Genomic DNA, 302 nt, shown 5'->3' with positions numbered 1-302 from the left:
TAAGTAGCCGGAGGAAGAGAAATCAAACGAGATGCCCACAGTAGCGGCGAGCGAAGAGGGCAGAGCCTAAACCAGAGAGCTTCGGCTCCCTGGGGTTACGGACTGGCATAAGCGAAGTCCAATCTAGTCGAATCACCTGGAAAGGTGAGCCACAGACCGTGAAAGCCGGGTAGATGAAAGATCGGATGAGTGGCCAGTATCCAGAGTACCGCGAAGCACGAGGAATTTTGCGGGAAGTCGGGGGGACCACCCTCCAAGGCTAAACACTTCTTAGTGACCGATAGCGCATAGTACCGTGAGGG

The 302-nt window shown here is 55.0% G+C and carries 1 rRNA gene; it reads left to right on the top strand.

The features are described 5' to 3' along the window. A 23S ribosomal RNA gene (locus ACTQY5_RS11035) occupies positions 1–302 on the top strand; the annotation flags it as partial.

The organism is Acidaminococcus sp. HCP3S3_H5, assembly GCF_052122235.1.
Lineage (GTDB): Bacteria > Bacillota > Negativicutes > Acidaminococcales > Acidaminococcaceae > Acidaminococcus.
The sequence above is the reverse complement of the archived record's forward strand: the minus strand, read 5'-3'. Positions and strand labels throughout refer to the sequence as shown.